The sequence below is a fragment of the Brevibacillus sp. AG162 genome (assembly GCF_006715575.1).
Lineage (GTDB): Bacteria > Bacillota > Bacilli > Brevibacillales > Brevibacillaceae > Brevibacillus > Brevibacillus brevis.
The window spans coordinates 280,130-296,201 of sequence record NZ_VFNO01000001.1; the positions used below are offsets into that span (position 1 = coordinate 280,130).

Annotated in this window: 19 protein-coding genes; 13 read left to right on the forward strand and 6 right to left on the reverse strand. The window is 47.9% G+C overall.

The genetic code is table 11. From position 1 onward, the window contains the following. Positions 1-31: 31 nt before the first annotated feature. Positions 32-508, reverse strand: a complete 477-nt coding sequence (locus tag FB479_RS01265) for a DinB family protein (RefSeq protein WP_142061725.1) — start codon at positions 506-508, stop codon at positions 32-34. 138 nt (positions 509-646) lie between these two features. Between FB479_RS01265 and FB479_RS01270 the strand changes: the two genes are divergently transcribed. Further along, positions 647-1,093: a hypothetical protein gene (locus FB479_RS01270; protein ID WP_142062897.1), complete on the forward strand. Its 447-nt coding sequence runs from the start codon at positions 647-649 to the stop codon at positions 1,091-1,093. Between the two features lie 82 nt (positions 1,094-1,175). Next, positions 1,176-1,715, forward strand: a complete 540-nt coding sequence (locus FB479_RS01275) for a hypothetical protein (protein ID WP_142061728.1) — start codon at positions 1,176-1,178, stop codon at positions 1,713-1,715. Positions 1,716-1,770: 55 nt separating this feature from the next. Here the strand turns inward: FB479_RS01275 and FB479_RS01280 are convergent, their stop codons facing one another. Beyond that, the gene (locus FB479_RS01280) at positions 1,771-2,271 is read right to left on the reverse strand and encodes a hypothetical protein (RefSeq protein ID WP_142061731.1); all 501 of its coding nucleotides are present in this window, start codon (positions 2,269-2,271) and stop codon (positions 1,771-1,773) included. A 63-nt stretch (positions 2,272-2,334) separates the two neighbouring features. Here FB479_RS01280 and FB479_RS01285 point away from each other — a divergent pair, with 63 nt between their 5' ends. Both FB479_RS01285 and FB479_RS01290 read left to right on the forward strand, forming a co-directional pair. Beyond that, positions 2,335-2,982, forward strand: coding sequence for an MBL fold metallo-hydrolase (locus FB479_RS01285; protein WP_142061734.1), 648 nt, complete (start codon positions 2,335-2,337; stop codon positions 2,980-2,982). Positions 2,983-3,075: 93 nt separating this feature from the next. After that, entirely contained in the window at positions 3,076-4,332 is a 1,257-nt protein-coding gene (locus tag FB479_RS01290) for a CapA family protein (protein ID WP_142061737.1), read from the forward strand. A gap of 13 nt (positions 4,333-4,345) precedes the next feature. On the opposite strand, the gene FB479_RS01295 is transcribed toward FB479_RS01290, so the two are convergent. Continuing rightward, on the reverse strand, positions 4,346-5,419 hold the full coding sequence (locus FB479_RS01295; protein ID WP_106653208.1) for a coiled-coil domain-containing protein: 1,074 nt from the start codon (positions 5,417-5,419) through the stop codon (positions 4,346-4,348). A gap of 93 nt (positions 5,420-5,512) precedes the next feature. Between FB479_RS01295 and FB479_RS01300 the strand changes: the two genes are divergently transcribed. Beyond that, positions 5,513-6,610, forward strand: a complete 1,098-nt coding sequence (locus FB479_RS01300; RefSeq protein WP_142061740.1) for a class I SAM-dependent methyltransferase — start codon at positions 5,513-5,515, stop codon at positions 6,608-6,610. Between the two features lie 49 nt (positions 6,611-6,659). Here the strand turns inward: FB479_RS01300 and FB479_RS01305 are convergent, their stop codons facing one another. Further along, entirely contained in the window at positions 6,660-6,926 is a 267-nt protein-coding gene (locus FB479_RS01305) for a DUF2626 domain-containing protein (protein ID WP_017249582.1), read from the reverse strand. 137 nt (positions 6,927-7,063) lie between these two features. Then, the gene (locus tag FB479_RS01310) at positions 7,064-7,762 is read right to left on the reverse strand and encodes a helix-turn-helix transcriptional regulator (protein ID WP_106653210.1); all 699 of its coding nucleotides are present in this window, start codon (positions 7,760-7,762) and stop codon (positions 7,064-7,066) included. Positions 7,763-8,225: 463 nt separating this feature from the next. Between FB479_RS01310 and FB479_RS01320 the strand changes: the two genes are divergently transcribed. From FB479_RS01320 to FB479_RS01330, 3 genes are all read left to right on the forward strand, one after another. Next, positions 8,226-8,603, forward strand: a complete 378-nt coding sequence (locus tag FB479_RS01320; protein WP_016740704.1) for a Spx/MgsR family RNA polymerase-binding regulatory protein — start codon at positions 8,226-8,228, stop codon at positions 8,601-8,603. A gap of 85 nt (positions 8,604-8,688) precedes the next feature. Then, positions 8,689-9,456 (forward strand): enoyl-CoA hydratase/isomerase family protein, encoded by a 768-nt coding sequence (locus FB479_RS01325; RefSeq protein ID WP_142061743.1) that lies wholly within the window; start codon positions 8,689-8,691, stop codon positions 9,454-9,456. 134 nt (positions 9,457-9,590) lie between these two features. Beyond that, positions 9,591-10,232: an RsfA family transcriptional regulator gene (locus FB479_RS01330; protein ID WP_142061746.1), complete on the forward strand. Its 642-nt coding sequence runs from the start codon at positions 9,591-9,593 to the stop codon at positions 10,230-10,232. An 89-nt stretch (positions 10,233-10,321) separates the two neighbouring features. Here the strand turns inward: FB479_RS01330 and FB479_RS01335 are convergent, their stop codons facing one another. Next, positions 10,322-10,789 carry an N-acetyltransferase gene (locus FB479_RS01335; protein WP_048033769.1) on the reverse strand — a complete coding sequence of 156 codons (468 nt, stop codon included), beginning with the start codon at positions 10,787-10,789 and terminating at the stop codon, positions 10,322-10,324. A gap of 276 nt (positions 10,790-11,065) precedes the next feature. Here FB479_RS01335 and FB479_RS01340 point away from each other — a divergent pair, with 276 nt between their 5' ends. Genes FB479_RS01340 through FB479_RS01360 form a run of 5 tightly spaced genes read left to right on the forward strand, consistent with a single transcriptional unit; the run spans position 11,066 to position 15,990 of the window. Beyond that, positions 11,066-12,421, forward strand: coding sequence for an acetyl-CoA carboxylase biotin carboxylase subunit (locus FB479_RS01340; RefSeq protein ID WP_106653212.1), 1,356 nt, complete (start codon positions 11,066-11,068; stop codon positions 12,419-12,421). A gap of 36 nt (positions 12,422-12,457) precedes the next feature. Further along, positions 12,458-12,670, forward strand: coding sequence for a biotin/lipoyl-containing protein (locus tag FB479_RS01345; protein WP_015892116.1), 213 nt, complete (start codon positions 12,458-12,460; stop codon positions 12,668-12,670). Between the two features lie 52 nt (positions 12,671-12,722). Continuing rightward, on the forward strand, positions 12,723-13,622 hold the full coding sequence (locus tag FB479_RS01350; protein WP_106653213.1) for a hydroxymethylglutaryl-CoA lyase: 900 nt from the start codon (positions 12,723-12,725) through the stop codon (positions 13,620-13,622). Between the two features lie 38 nt (positions 13,623-13,660). Next, on the forward strand, positions 13,661-14,434 hold the full coding sequence (locus tag FB479_RS01355) for an enoyl-CoA hydratase-related protein (RefSeq protein WP_142061749.1): 774 nt from the start codon (positions 13,661-13,663) through the stop codon (positions 14,432-14,434). A gap of 17 nt (positions 14,435-14,451) precedes the next feature. Then, positions 14,452-15,990, forward strand: a complete 1,539-nt coding sequence (locus FB479_RS01360; RefSeq protein WP_106653215.1) for an acyl-CoA carboxylase subunit beta — start codon at positions 14,452-14,454, stop codon at positions 15,988-15,990. Positions 15,991-16,072: the final 82 nt, after the last annotated feature.

A 16,072-nucleotide genomic window follows, 5' to 3' on the forward strand; every position in this document is an offset into this window, starting at 1 on the left:
TAAAAATTCCCGCGTTTTTGTCCGATTATCCTTATTTAGCAGCCGCGATCGCTTTTCGCAAGGACGAAATACATCCGATGTGCATTCCTTCATGGAAAAGCGTGAAGACCATCATTTCCCCATAAGTATGCATAGTGCCTTTGTCTCCTAGTTCAAACGGTTTTGGCAATGGATCATTCAATCGGGAATGCAATTCTTCTTTGATACGCACATGCTGTGCTTTTAGCTCGGCAGCTAAAGTTTCGAGGGAGGGCCCTTCTTTTTGCCAATCAGCAGGCTTGGTTCCTGGAGCAAACATGGCTCCGTAATACGAAGGACATTTCATTCCTTCTGGTCCGAAGAGTAAGAAATCTTGTGTCAGGAGAATATGACCAATATTCCAGCGAATGTTGTTTTTAAAGCCATCTGGAACTACGTCTGCTTCCTCCTCGGTTATTTCCGTCAATCTCGCCAAAAACATTCCGCGAATCAAGTCGTACTGATTCCACACAAAAGAAAAGTCCTGCATAGCAATCCCTGCCCTTCCTCATATTTACATGCACCAACATGTTACCGCATAAACAGCAAAGGGGAAATATCCAAACTGCAAAAAAATTTGCAAGTTGTCCCTCCAATTCCATACATATGTACAAAGGAGGGAAGAATGATGGTTACGTTGGATTCATCTATTTCTTTTTTGATTTATATAACAGCGGTGTCCAGCGCGGCAGCAGGTGTTACGGAAGCTTTTAAATCAGTCATTCCCTTTTTGGCGACGGACTACGAGGCGAAAGAAAATTGCTGGGAAGATCAGTATCGTGCTGCTCGATTGATGCACTACAAGCGCTTTTTCAATCTTCTTATTTCTGTATTGGCTGCTGGTGTGATTTTTGGCATGCTTGGTCTGGACCCGGCTCTGATTTTAACAGGTGCAGAATCAGCTTATGTAAAAAATTCATGGCAGTTAGGAACATGGATGTGGGGAATTGTTGCGGTATTCGGCTCGCCTTTTTTCGCATCACTCCTCAAAATACTAGAGAGCTTCAAACAATCGGTGGACAGCAATCTGCCGCCTAATCGTCCGCGCCGCAAAGTCAGCGGAACACGAGAATAAGCTGGTATCCCTATGGTTGCCCGATGCTTGCCGGATACGCTAAGATAACCAAAAGAGCGGTAGCAAAGGTGGGCACAGGTGAATGATGTGGAAATACTTGCGAATGACTGCGTTTTGGGTGCTGACAGTAGCTGTTTTGGCGGCGTGTTCGGCCCAGTCGGAACCAACTGCTACATTTGACCCCGAAAATCAAAAGGAGTACGGAGTAAACGGCATTTATCTCGGGCAGAACATAAAAGAAGCGATGGATATGTTGAAGCCGACAAAAGCGGATTTTATGGATATGGTGACAAGGCAAAGCTACACGGTAGAGCAGATGGCGCAGGGTACTGGAGATGCAGTGATGGGGATGCTGCTGGTTGATCAAGCCCAGATGATGATCAAAGTCCACAAAGGTGAATTGACATCGATCATGCTGGGAGGAGTTCCCCGTGAGGACGCGCAAAAATTCAAAACCTATCGAGGACTCGCTATGTTTGATAGTGCTGAGCAGCTAGAGAAGCTGTACGGCAAAGGAAAAGGCGAACAAGAAGTGGTGTATGAGGGCAGCAAATACACCGCCAATTTTGGTCTTGTGGACAATCAAGTGGCGTGGTTTCGATTTGATCGGAAAGCATCGTAAAAAGGAAAAGGGAGCTCGCTTAACCGAAGCTCCCTTTTTTTTGCATTTGAAGGATTCATTTAGTCGGATGGAGCCAAACAAGCTTCACTTGATAAGCCTTCGCGATTCCCTCTGCCAGTGGAATCAAGCTCTGATCGATCAGGTAGGCTTCGGGTTGCTGGTCGGTTTCAGGTATGACACCCAAGACATGCTCGCGGATTTGCTCCATGGCAGCCCACTGATCTTCTGATTGGGATAAAGCCCCGAGCGTTACGATGGCAACTTGATCTGCATATACATACAAATGTTCATTTTGGGAGACAAAACCGATATCATCGAGTTGATCGATTGTGGTTGCTGGCGGGAGCAGCAATAGGGAAAAGGCATCGCCTAACATGTTGGACTTCTCCAAAATGGTTTCCAGCTTCTCCTGTTCGGCTTGATTCTCTACAATAAAAAGCAGTTTGTCCCGATCAAAGACATTGACATGATCTCCGATTTTATGTATGACTTGAGCATAGAAGCCAGGGAGCTTCCCGGCTGGTACATTCAGTTCAATTCCGTACATATGGCGCATGTCATACCCCCATGTTTGCAAACGTGTTTTTTCTATCGTATCAAAAAATCAAGGAGGTTTCCTATGACGAATCAAAATCTTGCCATTGAATCCTATGCGTTGGGAGCATTTCAAACCAATGCGTATGTGGTGACAAACACCGATACCAATCAAACTATTGTGATTGACCCGGGCATGGAGCCAGATCAGTTGCTCCGCGCCCTCGCGAATAAAAACGTCGTTGCCATTCTTTTGACGCATGCTCACTTGGATCATATTGGTGGTCTCAACCAAGTAAGAGAATTGACAAAAGCACCAGTTTACATTCATCCATTGGAGCAGGAATGGCTCACCAATCCTGATCTCAACGGATCTCGACGTTGGGATCTGCCTGAACTCATCGTATGTGAGCGGGCCGAGCACGAGTTGGAGGATGGTCAGACTCTAGAACTGGCAGGTTTTCACATTCAGGTGTTGCATACGCCAGGTCATTCACCAGGCAGTTGTTCATTCGTCATTGGCCAGCACTGCTTCGGTGGCGATGTTCTGTTTAACCAGAGCATCGGGCGTACAGATCTCTTCGGAGGAGATTACGAAACACTGATGATCAGCATCCAGGACAAACTGTTTGAGCTCGATGATGAAACCATTGTTTATCCAGGACATGGACCAAAGACGACGATCGACTACGAGAAAACGTACAATCCGTTTGTCACAGGTTTGCTTCGTTAGTTACTTCATCATTCTTTATAAAGGTTGGGAGAGGATTTTGTCAGGCGGTGGAGAAAAGGAAGGGGTTACCATTTACTAAAGGAGCTATTCATTATGAAGCGAACATGGAAATGGGCACTCATTCTCGTTATCGCCTGCACGAGTCTGGTTGGGTGTGCGGCACCCGTCGCCCAAGCAGATAAGACGAACCAAGCTCCCAACGTGAAAGCGCCTGATCCCGAAACACCACTGCAGACAGCGCCCAATCATCAGGAGACACAACCTCCGACTTTGCCATCAAGATTTCCGGAACAGCGTATCTCCCTTCTTGCCGTTGGGGATATCATGATGCATCAGGAGCAGTTGGATGCCGTCTGGGACCCAACGACGAAACGCTATGATTTTAAGCGTTTCTTCCCGAATGTCATTCCGATGTTCCGCGAGGCAGACTGGGTCATCGGCAATCTTGAGACAACGATGAGCGGTAGCAAGGCAAAATACTCAGGTTATCCGATGTTTAATTCTCCTGAGTCACTTGCACATACGTTGAAGGAAATTGGATTTACTGCGGTATCGACAGCGAATAACCATTCGATGGACCGCAAAGAACAAGGGGTTCTCCAAACCATCAAATATCTCGATGAAGCTGGTCTTCCACACACGGGAACGTTTGCAAGTCCCGAAGAACGAGATGAGCCCTTGTTGTTGACCAAGGACGGATTCACACTAGCCTTGCTATCGTATACGTACGGAACGAATGGAATCGCGATTCCAGAAGGCAAGCCGTATCTGGTCAATTTGATTTCGCCTGCGCTGATGAAAAAAGACATCACACGGGCAAGAGAAAAAGGAGCCGATCTGGTTGCAGTGGCTCTTCATTTCGGAAATGAGTATCAACGCATGCCCAGTCCTGAACAAATCAAGACCGCCGAGCAAGCTCTAACATTTGGAGCGGATTTGATATTGGGCGCGCATCCACATGTGGTACAACCTTACGAATGGAAGACGGTTACCCTCGAAGATGGACGTCAACACAAAGGACTGATTGCCTACTCTTTAGGCAATTTCATCTCTGCGCAGCGATGGGACTACAAGGATGTTGGTGCAATCCTGAAGCTTGTGCTGTACAAGAATGAGTCAGGAGAGGCCAGCATCGAAAGTGCTGAAATGATTCCGACCTACGTTCATTTTTATCGGAAAAATAACAAGCGCAACTATGTCATTTACCCGGTGTCAGAAACATTGGAAAAGCTGAAGCAGGGGCAAAAATACCCTACGCTGACAAAAGAGGCGATCCAGTACATGACACAATTGCAAAAGGAAATGCCGGCTCATGTCAATAAGGTTGTCTCTAAGAAAAAAGCCAGCTAACGAATAGCTGGCTTTACTTCTTTCCGAATCCAAATGGAAGATTGAATTGCAGCTGGAGCTTTAATTCTTCGTCCATCAGTGTGATGCCCTGCACTTGGATATTGGGGGAGATCAGCTCTGGATAAAATCCGAGATCGTACGCTTCCTCCATTTCCTCCACGGTCGATTGAGGCAAGGCAAAGCCGTCAAAGTACAGCTCGGTAATGTGGAATTTGAGATGGGTAGGAGAGACGAGCTCATAGTTGCCAACGAGCTTTAGCTCCATTTGATCATACGTGCCTTCCACGGTCAGCTTGTTATCCTCAAAGGAGAAATGGGATTGTTTAAACAAGGCGTCTTTCTCTATCAAAAAATTGTTGAAGTCAGTTTGATTGATGGTTAGCGTATGCTTGAGGAGACCTTCCGACTGAATTCGCTCCGGAGTCGCCAACTCGGGAACTTGAACCATGACCTGCGCGAGCATTCCGAAGAAGGTCTGAAAAGCGGGCAAACCACGTTTTTCCCAGTCTAAAATCAAGTGATTCATCATGGATTCCACAACTGTCGGGTCATCCAGTTTTTGTACGTTTTTTTCTTTTTCAGCGGCAACGGCGAGCATCTCTGACAATTGAAGCTCGTATTTTTTTCGCAGCGTCTGAAGTTGGTCCAATTGATTCTTTTTGTCAGTTTGCATCGCGGTGAGCTTGGTGCGCTCAGTATGATAGGACTCTAGTCGAGACATGTCACGCTCGTACAAAATCTCGTAGAAGTCGTACATCAATAAGAACTGATTGAAATTTTCCGCATTTAATAGTAACGTCAGAAGATTAGTGCGCTCGCCCATGTAATAGGCTCGCGCTACCTCACCGGCACGACGTTGTGTCGCTTCCATCACCAGCTTTTGCCGTTGCAAGTCGAGATCCATTTGAGCGATTTCCCCGTATGTCCGTGACTCTTCTTCCTTGAGTAAGGTGAGGGTTCGCTCCAGCTCTTTTTGTGTAAAATGCTGCTGCAGGATGAGCTGCTCCAAGGGAGTAGCGGGCTCTTCCTGGGCGAACACCGTCAGTGGACATACAAGCAGGAACAAGACGAGAAGAAATTTGCGCATGATTTCACCTTTTGCTTTTGCCTTTCCATATTGTATGCTTCTTTTCGTATTATAGCCTTATCTAGTTGAATTTGGATAGCAGGAGAAGAGCTTATGACGATGATCGAACTGATTCGCGAGGAAATAGCATGCCAACCAGGAAAAGCGATTACGTTCGCGCGCTTTATGGAGTTGGCCCTCTACCATGACACTTATGGATATTATATGGTCGAACAACCCAAAGTAGGCAAAGCGGGAGATTTTTATACGAGTGCATCGGTGCATCCCGTTTTTGCGGAAACAATCGCAGATGCTGTCTTGGCATTATGGGAGGAGGCGGATATGACTTCGCCTGTTCTCGTTGAGATTGGTGGTGGAACCGGGACTGTTTGCCGTCACATGCTGGAGCGCATCCGTGAGAGTAAGCCAGAGGTATACAAAGAGCTGACGGTCATTTTAATAGAGGCGAGTCCGTATCACCGGAAAATGCAGCAGGAGGCGCTTCAGTGGCACGAGGGTCCGAAACGTTGGTATTCTTCCGTGAGTGAAGCTGCCAAGCATGAAAAAATAGAAGGGGTAATTTTCTCGAATGAATGGCTGGACGCATTTCCGGTACATATTGTGGAGAAAACCAGAGACGGCTGGCAGGAAGTGTGGGTGCGTGTTGGCGAGGACGGGTTGGAAGAGTGTTTGGGGGAGTTGACCCCAGCACTAGGGGAATATTTGCGCGGGCTGAACTTGAAGCTGCCAATCGGAATGCGGATCGAGATAAATTTGGCGATGGAGCAAGCTGCACAAGAAGTTTCCTGCCTATTGAAAAAAGGATTCGTCATCACGATTGATTACGGTGACCTGCAAGAGGAGCTCTATCATCCCAGTCGAAAAAACGGAACACTGATGTGCTACCATCGTCATCAGGCTCATACGAATCCGTATATCAACATAGGCGAACAAGACTTGACGACACATGTGAATTTTTCTGCGTGGCAAGAGTATGGAGAAAAGGCTGGCTTACGGGAAATAGACTATATGAGACAGGATCGGTTTTTAATGCGAAATGGCTTGCTTCATAAAGCGGTCGCACATATGGATACAGACCCTTTCACGAGCGTTGCGATGAAACGGAATCGGGCTATTCAGCAGTTGATTGATCCTGCTGGCTTGGGTGGGCGTTTTTGGGTCATGGTCCAAGAGAAAGGCACGCGGGAGTAAAAGAAGAAGAGGACACAAAAAAAGATGCTCATGGCGAGCATCTTTTTTCTTACATGATCAGTTGTAGGAAAGCGTGTTCTTGTGGGCCAACAGGCATCACGAAGAACGTGTAATACGTGAATCCAACAAAAGACAGGAACATGAAGCCGAAGAAAATGTTTAGGTATACTCGTTCAGTCAGGTTCATGTAGCTCAACGCTACGAAGAAAGCAGTCAAACTGAAGAAGATGAGCGCCATCGGGTACAATTCTGCCCAAAACGCCATCAACGCGATCACGATGGTCCAGAAACCAAGAACGCGATACATACGATCCATTTTTGTCCCCCCTTTTTGCCTCGACCGGTAAGATTTACAAGATTCCTCCCCCATTATATAGGACAGGTGAACACGTGTAAACGATAAAGGTATGACGGATTATTGTCACCCGGGGAGGAGAGACTGGACTTGCAGTGCTAATACTGAATCACCGTATAGTTGCAGGATTGGCAACCGCGAATTTTGGAATCATCCTCACGTAATTCAATGTTCCCCAAGTACGTTTCGAATATTCCCATCAAAAGAGCGTTGTGCATCTGGCATACGGCATTCGGATATTTTTTTGCGCTGTCAGAGAAGGTGCAATTATTCACGCGAAATCGCAGCTTTCCTTCAGCCATTGCTTCGATGTCTGGTTTCAATCCCTGAGCCACGACAATCCGATGGATCAGGTCCAATTTTTCTTCCATAGAGGCTGTTTCTAAATTGAGTCCGCTTTGGACAACCGCCCGTTTTGCCATCTCTGTTCCAATGCGATGTCCCATTTTAATTAGAGCGGCTTCGCCAGCTTCACCGAGCGAGAGCAGACTTTCAATCGCGATATCGGCCAACAGCTGATAGTCACGAGGTGGGAATTGCAGACTCACAACCTGTTCAGACAGTGAGTACAACCGACTGGGACGTCCTCCCTTACCACTTTTGTCTGTAACAGCAGTGAGTAAATTCACGTCCTCCAGCTTCGTCAAGTGCAAGCGTGCCACATTAGGATGGATAGAGAAGTGATCAGCTATATCCTGAACCGTGATGGGATCTTTACTGTAGGCGACAAATTGGTAAATGGAAAAACGGGTGGGGTCAGCTAAAGCACTGGTTAACTTTTGCGCATCGTGGTCCATGCCGATACCCCTTTCTCAAAACAATCTCCATAAGATCAAATTCAAAAAGTCGTCTTTTCAGCACCGAGAAAGTGGTGAGAACCTGAAAAAGGAGGAGCGGAGTGTAGGGGACCTACATGAGCACCGGACTTTGAAGGTGAACGCCTCTTTCGATGTTGCCCAAGCTTTCAGGACTTCTTCGTGATCAAAAGACGAATTTTTGAACAATCTCCATAAGTGTATCCCATTTTGTGTTACTTGTTAAGGTAGCAGTGTGCTACAACAGCATTTCGTTCTCATTTTCATCTAGTTTTTAAATTAACTACTATTGACATAGTGTTAATGAAGCATTAAAATCCAAAGTAAGGAAGGAAATTTTATTGGCTAACTTTTTGTAAGAGCTTGAACGAAACATCAAGAACTGCAAATGGCAAGACTTTTATAGATGAAATCACTCGTGATAGACGAGATGGAGGGGTATCCAATGGCCGTTGCTGAACGTACACAAACACAAAAATTAACGTTTTTCACTTATCCGAGCTGCACATCCTGTCGCAAAGCGAAGGCATGGCTGGCAGAAAACGGAGTGAATTATGAAGAGCGTCACTTGTTCAAAAATCCACCGACAGCAGAAGAACTGCTGGATATTATCAAAATGACTTCAAATGGCTTGGATGAAATCTTGTCGACGAGAAGTCAGCGTTTTAAAAACCTGGATGTCGATATTAATGATATGTCGGTAAAGGAACTGCTCGAAATGCTTAGTGAAGAGCCTCAGCTTTTGAAGCGTCCGATCCTGACTGACGGTGAAAACCTGATCGTCGGATTCAATTCTTCCGCCATGAAAAATCTGTTGTCCTAATGAAGAGGGGGAAAGCCTCCTCTTTTTTGTTTGTCCATCGAAAGGTAAAATAAAGCATCAAGCTGATAAAAAGGTGGGTGTTTTTATGGAGACCTTGCTTTTACAAAAACAGGACGGTATCGCCACGATCACATTAAATCGGCCGCATGTACATAATGCCATCAGCGTGGAGCTGGTTGACGAACTGCATCAGGTCTTGCAAGACTGCCACGTTGATCCTGAGGTAAAGGTTTTGATTGTGACGGGGACGGGCAGAAGCTTTGTTTCCGGCGGTGATTTGAATCAGTTTATTGCAGCACGCGGCTTTGAACAGGCGCATCCTTTGCTCAGTAAAGTGACGGAGCTTTTGTCGGCCATCGATCAGTATTCCAAACCGGTGATTGCTATGATAAACGGTGCCGCAGTCGGAGGTGGCTGTGAGTTTGCGGGCGCGTGTCATTTTCGTTTTGCCAGTGAGCGAGCGACCTTCGGGTTTGTGCAAATCAGCATGCATATTACGACAGGCTGGGGTGGAGGAAGTCGGTTGTTGGACTTGCTGCCTGAGTCAAAAGCACTCGCTCTCCTTCTGACTGGTGACAGATTGCGTGCAGAGGAAACTAAGTCCTACGGTTTTGTTGACGAGGTATATACAGAAGAGAAGCTGCATGAGGAAGTATATCGTTTCGCTCGAAAAATCGCTGCCCAGCCGCTAGCTGGCATTGAGGCGTACATGAAGATCTTGCAGTGGAAGCGTATGGGCCTTCCGCAAGAAGAACGAATCCGGCGCGAAGTGAGTCAATGTGCGCATCTATGGGGTAGTTCTGAACACGTCGCCGTAGTGGAAAGCTTCCTGACAAAGCGTCCAACGTCCTAATTGATGTGGTCCTTTTCGTTTAAACATTTATTTGCTTGGACATACTTTTTCTAGTAGAAAGCGATTCTACAAGAGTAGGGAAAAGCATAGGATGAATTACATCATCCTTTTTAAAGGTAACGGGAGGGACTCATATGGTAGCTTCCAGACAAGACGCATGGACCGAAGATGACGATCTAGTGTTGGCGGAAGTCACCTTGCGCCACATACGCGAAGGCGGCACACAGCTTGCTGCATTTGAAGAAGTGGGTCAAAGGTTGGGAAGGACAGCAGCTGCGTGCGGCTTCCGCTGGAACAGTTGCGTTCGCAAACGGTACGATGCGGCCATTTCGATTGCCAAAAGCCAAAGACAGCAGTTGAAAAAGCTCGGGAGGATTCAAGCACCGCCTCCTGTGGTGGCTGAGGTCGAGGTCGTCACGTTGCATACAAAATGTTCTGAGACGCCAGTAGCAGAGGTGCAAAAGTACGCGGATGTAGAGGAGCAGCAGATTGAAGCAGTCATTCGCATGCTCGTCAATCAAAAAGAAATGACTCGTCGCTTGCGACAATTGGAACAAGAGTTGGAAGGAAAAGAGTTGGAGTTAAAAGAATTGAAAGAAGCCCACGAACGCGCTAGAAAAGAGCTGGATCAGGTGCAGGGTGTCAATGATGACTACCGTGCGTTGGTACAGATCATGGAACGTGCACGCAAGCTTGCTTTTTTACAGGAAGAGGATTCCAACAAAGCGATCTTCAAAATGGATGAAAACGGAAATTTAGAGCGCGTGGAAAAATAAGCGCAAGGCCATGAAAAAAGAAGCGGTCATTGATCCGCTTCTTTTTGTTTACGCATTCATCTGTCATTCATGTTTTAGTAAATAGGGAGCTAGTCTTGCAGCTCTACGCTCTCTGGCAACCACACATATGGGTTTTCACCACGATCACGCATGAGGTTGTACTTCACAGGCGTGAAGCCCATTTTCAACCAAAAATCGTCTGCGCGACAGCGGGAGTTGGTTTTAATAGGAGCTCCAAAGCTTTTCGCGTGGTTGACCAAAGCAGTCCCGTAATCTTTGTGACGGTAGTCAGGCAGGACCTCGAGCTTCCACAGCTCATAATAGTCTTGGGCAGGTTGGAAGTAACGGTCGTATTTTCCGTCAATTTTGTAGAGGCTCATACGTGCTACCAGAAGATCGTTGTCATAAATACCGTAAAATGGAGATTCCGAATCGTTTTCCACGATGTTCGCCTCCAGGTCTTCCTTCATAGAAAGCTCCTCCAGGCCAAATTCGCGAAACTTCTGGAATTCCTCCAGTGTCTTATAGTTGATTTGCAAACGTCTTACTTCAAACATGGTTAGCCACTCCTCTCACAGCTCTTTGCCTTGGCCACCTATTGGCCCCGCCCCTTTATTATACACGATGATTGGCTTTTCCGAAGTGTTTTTCTTTTTTTATTGGAGGGATTGTCAGGAAATGATTTCGCTTCCTTGGAAAAATTTAAAATTTCATCCTAGAACTATGATCATTCTCGTGGCAAAATAGAAAGTAGCATCACATGATACAAACCAGGCAAACAATTTGGAAGCGCTTACGGTTGTAGTCGGTTTGTCAAAGAGGGGAGCGTTGCCATGAACAAGGTATTAATCGCAAACCGTGGTGAGATTGCCAGACGAATTATCCGTACATGCAAGGCAAGAGGAGTGGCTACGGTTGCTGTCTATTCGGATGCAGACAAGGATCTGCCGTTTGTACGTGAAGCAGATGAGTCAGTCCATATTGGTCCACCGCCTGTGCCACACAGCTACCTGAACGTAGAGGCCATTCTTGCAGCAGCGAAAAGCACCGGTGCCGATGCCATTCATCCAGGCTACGGTCTTTTGTCAGAAAACGAAGCTTTTGCCCGTCGCGTTTTGGAGGAAGGCCTTCTATTCATTGGGCCTACCCCCGAGGTCATCGGTCAAATGGGTGACAAGCTGACTGCCCGCCATATTATGGAGGCTGCGGGAGTACCAGTCGTTCCAGGGTGCGAACAGGCTATCGATTCTCCAGATGAAGCAGCTGTCATCGCGATGTCCATCGGATATCCCGTGATGCTAAAGGCCAGTGCTGGCGGCGGAGGCATCGGGATGCACATTTGCCGAGACGAGGCCGAGCTGCGACAAGCCTACCAATCGGCGAAGGGCCGTGCAAAAGCGTATTTTGGTAACGATGCGATGTATATGGAGAAATACGTGGTACGTCCGCGCCACATCGAAGTGCAGGTCGTTGCCGATCAGCATGGAAACGTCATCCACTTACTCGAACGGGAATGCTCCATACAGCGCAGACATCAAAAGGTGCTGGAGGAAAGCCCTTCGCCCTTTTTGGACACAGCAACGAGAGAGCTTCTGTGCGATGCAGCGGTTACAGCAGCGAAAGCAGTGGGCTACTCGGGTGTAGGAACGGTTGAATTTATCGTAGATGAGCAGAAAAATTTTTACTTCTTGGAAATGAATACACGTTTGCAAGTGGAGCATCCTGTAACGGAAGAAATGACGGGCATTGACCTCGTGTCGCTCCAACTGGACATTGCCGATGGTCATCCGCTGTCGATCAAGCAAGAGGATGTCAAGGCTCTGCGCCACGCGATTGAGCTGCGTGTCTATGCGGAAGACCCTGTCACCTTCCTGCCATCGCCAGGGACGATTACGTTGTACCAGCCACCTGCATTCGAACATGTACGAATTGATGATGGGGTAGAGACAGGTACACAGGTGACTCCTTTTTACGACCCGATGATTGCAAAGGTCATTGTATCCGGGGCGACTAGAGAAGAGGCTGTGCAACAGGCACAGAAAGCTATGGATCATTTTCTGATTACTGGCATTAAAACGAACATTCCGTTTTTGCAAGGAGTATTACAGGACGATCAATTCCGAGAAGGCAACTATACGACATGGTTTGTTACTGAGCGCGGAGCTGCGTCAAACACGGAAAAACGCTAAGCTAATAAGAATGATATGTAAGGGAGAGGACCATCCATGAAACAAGTAGCAGCCAATATGGCAGGGACCGTTATTAATGTCCTGGTGCAGCCAGGTGACGAGATCAATGAGGGACAAGACGTCCTTGTACTGGAATCGATGAAAATGGAAGTTCCTGTACAGGCTCAAGCCTCAGGCAAGGTTGTGGAAGTAAAAGCGAATATTGGCGATTTTGTCAACGATGGCGATATCATTGTCGTTCTGGAATAGGATTAGAATACTTCTAAACTGAGCGACCGCTAGGCAAGGGGGGTGACTTGTTGTGCGTGTGCAAATCGTGGAGGTCGGTCCTCGTGACGGGCTGCAAAATGAGAGCGCGATCGTTCCGGCAGCAGCAAAAATTGAGCTGATTCATAAGCTGATGGCAGCAGGCTTGAAGCGGATAGAAGCCAGTTCGTTTGTGAATCCGAAATGGATACCGCAATTGGCCGATGCAGATGAGGTCTTGCAGGGAATCAATCGCAGTCAAGACGTAACGCTTAGCGCATTGGTTCCAAATATTCGCGGTCTGGAGCGGGCACGCCAATGCGGACTGACAGAGATTGCCCTGTTCATGTCTGCCTCTGAAACGCATAATCAAAAAAACATCAATAAACGTATAGAAGACACGTATCCGATCCTGCGGGAGGTTGCCCAGGAAGCGCTGGCTCTCGGGATGAAAGTTCGCGGATATATTTCAACAGTGTTCGGTTGTCCGTACGAGGGAAACGTTCCGCTGGACAATAGCCGCAGGGTGACAGAGGCTCTGTTGGAAATGGGAGTGTACGAGATTTCTCTCGGGGATACGATAGGGGTTGCAACACCGAAGCAGGTTCATGAGGTTTTTAGAGAACTTGTGAAAGATGTTACGAACGAGCGCTTAGCCGCCCATTTCCATGATACGAGAGGAACTGGATTGGCGAACGTAGCAGCAGCGCTAGATGAAGGAATCCGAATCTTTGACAGCTCAATTGGCGGCCTCGGCGGATGCCCGTATGCGCCAGGAGCTGCAGGCAACATTTCGACTGAAGATTTGGTCTACATGTTGCATGGTATGGACTATGAAACAGGCGTCGATCTCGAGAAGTTGATTGAGGCTGGTGCGTATATTGGGCAGCAGTTGGGCAAAGAGCTCCCCTCAAAAGTGCTGCAGGCATCGCTCGCAAGCAAACCAGCTGGATGATCTGTTTTTTCCACACATTCGCAAAGAGGGGATAGAAGATGACGGTTTCCTTTCAAAGAGAGGGCGCAATCGGCGTACTAACGCTGCAACGGCCAGAAGTTTTTAACTGCCTCAATCTTGAAACGCTCGTGACATTGCGCGGCTTGATCAGTGAAATCAGCCATGATCGTGACATCCGGACGGTCATCGTTACAGGGGCTGGCGACAAGGCGTTTTGCTCTGGTGCAGATTTAAGAGAGCGGCGCTCCATGTCACCACAACAGGTCGAAGTATACATCCAAACGATTCGAGATACGTTCACAGAGCTGGAAAAGCTACCGAAACCAGTCATCGCGGCGATTAACGGGCTGGCACTGGGGGGCGGTACAGAATTGGCGTTGGCGTGCGATCTGCGGATCATGAGTGAACATGCCCAGATGGGTTTAACGGAGACATCGCTCGGGATCATCCCTGGTGCCGGCGGAACACAGCGTTTGCCTCGGCTGGTTGGAAAAGGCGTCGCCAAGGAACTGATTTTTACGGCAAGGCGTGTATTTCCCGAGGAGGCACTGTCCATTGGGTTGATCAATCGGATTGTTCCTGCTGATCAACTCATGGAGACAGCGATTTCTTTGGCCGAGCAAATTTCAGCGAATGCTCCACTTGCCCTAGCCCAAGCCAAGTTTGCCATCGATTGTGGAGGGGAAGTCGAACTAGCTAGCGGACTTCAGATTGAGAGCAACGCGTACAAGCTGCTCGTCCCGACGAAAGACCGCCTAGAAGGACTCGCAGCCTTTCAAGAAAAACGAAAACCGATATACCGCGGAGAGTGACGAGGGGGATTACGCTGATGACCAAACATTTGGAAGACACATTGCACGAAAGAATCGCCCAAGTAGTGCAAGGGGGCGATGCCAAGTATCACGACAAGCTCAAGGAGCAAAACAAGCTGTTCGTCCGCGATCGCCTCAAGCTATTGTTCGATGACGAGTTCATGGTCGAGGATGGGCTGTTCGCGAATGTCATGGCAGGTGATCTGCCGGCGGATGGAGTTGTGACCGCAATCGGCAAGGTAAATGGTCAAACTGTTTGCGTGATGGCCAATGATTCGACAGTGAAAGCAGGGTCTTGGGGATCGCGGACCGTCGAAAAAATTATTCGCATTCAAGAGACAGCTGAAAAAATGCGTGTTCCTCTTCTCTATCTCGTCGATTCAGCAGGAGCGCGTATCACTGACCAATTGGAGATGTTCCCAGGCCGACGGGGTGCTGGGCGAATCTTTTACAACCAAGTGAAGCTCTCTGGCAAAATTCCACAAGTGTGCATTTTGTTTGGACCTTCTGCGGCTGGTGGCGCCTATATCCCAGCTTTTTGTGACATTGTCATCATGGTCGACAAAAACGCGAGCATGTACTTGGGCTCTCCGCGCATGGCGGAAATGGTGATTGGAGAAAAAGTGAGCTTGGAAGAGTTGGGCGGCGCACGCATGCATTGCTCCGTCAGCGGATGCGGCGACGTACTGGCTGCCAATGAAGAAGAAGCGATTCAAGCAGCGCGCAGCTATCTTCGTTTCTTCCCGGCGAACTATACGTTGACGCCACCGACTGCACTGGCAAAAGCCCCTGTGTCTACCGCGAAAGAAATCACCAGCATCGTGCCGGAGAATCAAAATGCAGCTTTCAATATGCATGATGTGATTACAGCATTGGTCGACGAGGATTCGTTCTTTGAAATCAAAAAGTTATTTGCCCAAGAGCTGATTACTGGATTGGCGCGTCTGGATGGCAAGCCTGTCGGAATCATTGCGAATCAGCCGCGTGTGAAGGGAGGAGTCCTGTTTGTCGATTCGGCTGACAAGGCAGCTCGGTTCATCACGTTGTGCGATGCGTTTTCGATCCCACTTTTGTTCTTGGCAGATGTTCCTGGCTTTATGATCGGGACAGCAGTAGAGCGGGCAGGCATTATCAGACACGGGGCAAAAATGATCTCCGCCATGGCGGAAGCCACGGTACCAAAAATATCTGTCATTGTACGCAAAGCGTATGGTGCTGGCTTGTACGCAATGGCCAGCTCGGCATTTGAACCAGATGCTTGCCTCGCACTGCCCGGTGCCCAAATCGCCGTAATGGGTCCAGAAGCAGCAGTCAATGCCGTCTACAGTAACAAAATACAGGCGATTGAGGACCCGGCAGAGCGTCAAGCGTTTATTCAAGAAAAACGCAGAGAATATCAGGAAGACATCGATTTATACTTACTGGCATCGAACTTGATTGTAGATGCTGTTGTGCCTCCAAGCGAGCTGAGACGAGAATTAATCCAGCGCTACGAGGTTTACAAGGAAAAGCGTCACGTTTTTTCGGACAGAAAGCATGCGGTTTATCCGGTATAAATCAGGAGTCAGGTTGTCGTCAAAAGGCGATAGCCTGATTTTTTTTACAGAAAATGTGTAATAACCTAGGAATATTTCGATA

What these genes read in the sequence shown, in the direction of transcription:
- FB479_RS01310 (WP_106653210.1), bottom strand. Translation starts at nt 7,762, where the DNA reads ATGGACCACGATGCGCAAAAGTTAACCAGTGCTTTAGCTGACCCCACC.
- FB479_RS01280 (WP_142061731.1), bottom strand. Translation starts at nt 2,271, where the DNA reads ATGCGCCATATGTACGGAATTGAACTGAATGTACCAGCCGGGAAGCTC.
- FB479_RS01345 (WP_015892116.1), top strand. Translation starts at nt 12,458, where the DNA reads ATGAAACAAGTAGCAGCCAATATGGCAGGGACCGTTATTAATGTCCTG.
- FB479_RS01325 (WP_142061743.1), top strand. Translation starts at nt 8,689, where the DNA reads ATGGAGACCTTGCTTTTACAAAAACAGGACGGTATCGCCACGATCACA.
- FB479_RS01360 (WP_106653215.1), top strand. Translation starts at nt 14,452, where the DNA reads ATGACCAAACATTTGGAAGACACATTGCACGAAAGAATCGCCCAAGTA.
- FB479_RS01305 (WP_017249582.1), bottom strand. Translation starts at nt 6,926, where the DNA reads ATGGATCGTATGTATCGCGTTCTTGGTTTCTGGACCATCGTGATCGCG.
- FB479_RS01285 (WP_142061734.1), top strand. Translation starts at nt 2,335, where the DNA reads ATGACGAATCAAAATCTTGCCATTGAATCCTATGCGTTGGGAGCATTT.
- FB479_RS01340 (WP_106653212.1), top strand. Translation starts at nt 11,066, where the DNA reads ATGAACAAGGTATTAATCGCAAACCGTGGTGAGATTGCCAGACGAATT.
- FB479_RS01295 (WP_106653208.1), bottom strand. Translation starts at nt 5,419, where the DNA reads ATGCGCAAATTTCTTCTCGTCTTGTTCCTGCTTGTATGTCCACTGACG.
- FB479_RS01265 (WP_142061725.1), bottom strand. Translation starts at nt 508, where the DNA reads ATGCAGGACTTTTCTTTTGTGTGGAATCAGTACGACTTGATTCGCGGA.
- FB479_RS01270 (WP_142062897.1), top strand. Translation starts at nt 647, where the DNA reads ATGGTTACGTTGGATTCATCTATTTCTTTTTTGATTTATATAACAGCG.
- FB479_RS01300 (WP_142061740.1), top strand. Translation starts at nt 5,513, where the DNA reads ATGACGATGATCGAACTGATTCGCGAGGAAATAGCATGCCAACCAGGA.
- FB479_RS01355 (WP_142061749.1), top strand. Translation starts at nt 13,661, where the DNA reads ATGACGGTTTCCTTTCAAAGAGAGGGCGCAATCGGCGTACTAACGCTG.
- FB479_RS01275 (WP_142061728.1), top strand. Translation starts at nt 1,176, where the DNA reads ATGATGTGGAAATACTTGCGAATGACTGCGTTTTGGGTGCTGACAGTA.
- FB479_RS01335 (WP_048033769.1), bottom strand. Translation starts at nt 10,789, where the DNA reads ATGTTTGAAGTAAGACGTTTGCAAATCAACTATAAGACACTGGAGGAA.
- FB479_RS01320 (WP_016740704.1), top strand. Translation starts at nt 8,226, where the DNA reads ATGGCCGTTGCTGAACGTACACAAACACAAAAATTAACGTTTTTCACT.
- FB479_RS01290 (WP_142061737.1), top strand. Translation starts at nt 3,076, where the DNA reads ATGAAGCGAACATGGAAATGGGCACTCATTCTCGTTATCGCCTGCACG.
- FB479_RS01330 (WP_142061746.1), top strand. Translation starts at nt 9,591, where the DNA reads ATGGTAGCTTCCAGACAAGACGCATGGACCGAAGATGACGATCTAGTG.